1 protein-coding gene is annotated in these 250 nt (G+C 56.0%); it reads right to left on the bottom strand.

Features of this window, described 5'->3' with window-relative positions; genetic code table 11:
• On the bottom strand, positions 1 to 250 hold a 250-nt coding region (locus tag SB771_RS35990), incomplete at both ends, for an H-NS family nucleoid-associated regulatory protein (RefSeq protein ID WP_410722161.1).

Consider the following 250-nt stretch of genomic DNA (forward strand, 5'->3'; position numbering starts at 1 on the left):
GATCGTCTTTCGCTGGCTATCCTGCATGGGTGATGCCGATGCCACCTCAAAATGTTCGAGTCTTTGTCCTGCGCTAATCGCCTGCTTCAACCACTGGGGTATTTCCCCGTCGCCTGTCCAGGTATCCCCCGTCGCATTTTGATACCGGGCCGGTTTCTGCGTTACCTGATCGCCCGCTATTGCTGACGCCAGGTCGTCTGGCTCAATGCCATATTCTTCCATGCGGTGGCGGAGATAAGCGATCATGCTG

Origin of the sequence: Burkholderia sp. SIMBA_051, assembly GCF_046534915.1 — a bacterium.
In the GTDB taxonomy this organism is placed as follows: Bacteria; Pseudomonadota; Gammaproteobacteria; order Burkholderiales; family Burkholderiaceae; genus Burkholderia; species Burkholderia ambifaria.